The sequence below is a fragment of the Acinetobacter sp. CY79 genome, assembly GCF_059515845.1.
The window spans coordinates 1-2,364 of the sequence record NZ_JCAKMY010000069.1; the positions used below are offsets into that span (position 1 = coordinate 1).

Consider the following 2,364-nt stretch of genomic DNA (forward strand, 5'->3'; position numbering starts at 1 on the left):
GCAATTTCACCAAATTGATTCATCGCAATATGTAATTTACAGCCATAAAACCAGCCCATTGAGCTTCTACCACGTGATGCAATTTGGACTAATGATTTATGACGCTGAATACGTTGATTTTTACAAACTGGCAAAGTTGTTGAATCAATCCATAAATATTGTGTACCTTGACCTTTCATCAGTGCCACATGTAAAGCGTGTAGAGCTAATTGATGCCTATTGATCAGATGAATCATCCGTTGGTAACAGGGTAAGCTTTTAAATAAATGATTTTTATCCTGTTTCAACCATGTAAAAAAGGCTTTGAAATTAGTGAAATGAGAACATTTATACCAGATAGCAATAAAAGTGATTTCTGAGATACTCAAGTGAGCGGTTCGGACTCTTGAGAAACGACGACTTTGTTTAAGGAAATTCCAATAGGTTGCTTCAAATTTAAGAAAGAAATCATCAATTAAACAGAATAATTCGGTACTATTAAACATAGGGACTAGAGTTTTAAGTTTTGTGTGGTAACTCAACTGATGGCTCTAGTCCTCTTATTTTTCAAGTCAATTTCTTATCCGCGATTCGGGTTATAATACATATAGTTTGAAATCAACTCAGGCAAAAGCTAAACAATCTGAAAATAATATTAAAGAGACTTATTTATCCCAAGGTTTGGAAGTGGGTTGGTTGCTAATTAGGAAAAAAGAAACGGTCGATTCATTATTAAAAAGAATATATATCAAACCTCCAACAACACGAGAATATTCAATCTTTCGTAATAATAACGCACACATTCAAAATTTAAATGATAAAAATGTGAATACTGTTTTACAGCCATGTCAAATTGTTATCATCTCAAATAAGTATGGAAATTATACTGCTTTGAATGAATATAAAAAATTAGCATTTAGTATTGAAGAAAAAATTAAAAAATTAAAAATGATAGATAAGTTTGATCAGGAATTTTTTGCACAAAATTATGAACTTCTTTTTGATTATTGGGAACAAGCTAATGAAATGATTTTGGCTAATGAAATTCCTGTAGATAAAGTGGCAGAATTTAAAAAATCTTATTGTGATCCAGACAAAGAAGATTCAGCTTTAGAGCAAGTGGAAGATAAAGCTGGTGCAATTATGGGATATCTGGAGGCCAAAGATAGTGGAAACAGAGAATTAAAAGGGAATGAAATTAAACAATTGAAGGCAGATGCTATAAAAAGAGCAAAGAAAATTGCTGATGAGATTGATAAAGCATATCAAATTGAATTAAGAAACAATTCTCCACTTGCTAGACCAGTAAATGCAAAAAAATTTCGACAAAAATATATAAAATTATTTAATCAATTAGATGAAATCGCAAAAAATGATTTTCATGCCATAAAAAAAGTGAACTACTCACCAGCACTAAAGAATTTTTTAAAAAATGACATTCTCTTAAGAGATGATGCATTTAAAGGTGGTTTGAAAATGTATGAAAAAATGATAATGGATTTAGGCAAAGTAAGTGCGGGTCTCAAAGATGCTAAAAGACTGGTGATTGGATTAGGAATAGCTGTAGGTGCCGTCGAAGTGTTAGATGCTTATGGTACAGGTGATAAAGAGTTAGGTAAGAAAGTATTATTGACTGAAAGTGCAAAGTTTACTGGAGGTGTTATTGGTGGAGCACTTGCAGGTGCAGGGGCTGTGCTAATTGTGGGATCTACAGGTGGAACTGCCATAGTAGTAATTGCTGTAGCATCTTATTATGGTGGTAAATATGTCGGGGATGGTGCTAAAGAGTTGGTAGCTAAAAAAGTAGGAATTTGTTAATGGATTTAATAAAGAGTCTAAACATTGGTGAAGCAATATTTTTATTTACTTTAATATTTTCTTTTCTATTTTTGGTTTTATATTTTTTTTATAATAAATTTTTTATATATACTAATAGAAAAGACTTGAGTATTTTATTGTACGATAATGAAGATTATATAGAATATGTATCTTTGGAAGATATTTTAATTATGACTTCAAGTTTATCTAGGGTTTATATAAGTTATTTATTTGAGATTATACTTCTAAAGAAAAAAAGCATGATTTTTTTTAAAAAAGGTGATGAAAGCAATCCATATATTTATCCAAATCTAAGTTTTAAAAATATGAAATTAATTTTTTTGAATTTTAAATATTGGATTATTTTTAATCTTATTTTTTTTATATCCTGTATTTTTTTATTTGTTTTTTTAGTTTTTTTGATTGAAACATATATTAAATAACCCGAATCCTGCTTAAGCCGATGAATCAATAATTTGAATTGTTGGCTTATTTCGATGGGTTAATTGATATGCACATAACGAGGCGTAAATTCCACTGAGAAATCCACGAACACTGCGTGCTTTA

3 protein-coding genes and 1 pseudogene are annotated in these 2,364 nt (G+C 30.0%); 2 read left to right on the forward strand and 2 right to left on the reverse strand.

The features are described 5' to 3' along the window. Positions 1-485 (reverse strand): transposase (locus AC5YCE_RS15505; protein WP_496170869.1); only part of this gene is annotated, 485 nt, incomplete at its 3' end. A gap of 106 nt (positions 486-591) precedes the next feature. Between AC5YCE_RS15505 and AC5YCE_RS15510 the strand changes: the two genes are divergently transcribed. Next, a complete protein-coding gene (locus tag AC5YCE_RS15510; RefSeq protein ID WP_496172609.1) occupies positions 592-1,797 on the forward strand; it encodes a hypothetical protein in 1,206 nt (401 codons plus the stop codon). Next, complete coding sequence (locus tag AC5YCE_RS15515; protein WP_496172610.1) at positions 1,797-2,240, forward strand: hypothetical protein; 444 nt, start codon at positions 1,797-1,799, stop codon at positions 2,238-2,240. Before AC5YCE_RS15510 ends, AC5YCE_RS15515 begins: the two co-directional genes overlap by 1 nt. 12 nt (positions 2,241-2,252) lie before the next feature. Here the strand turns inward: AC5YCE_RS15515 and AC5YCE_RS15520 are convergent. Beyond that, positions 2,253-2,364: pseudogene (locus AC5YCE_RS15520) on the reverse strand (IS982 family transposase); the annotation flags it as partial.

Coding starts and splice junctions, on each gene's coding strand:
- AC5YCE_RS15515 (WP_496172610.1), top strand. CDS start 1,797: ATGGATTTAATAAAGAGTCTAAACATTGGTGAAGCAATATTTTTATTT.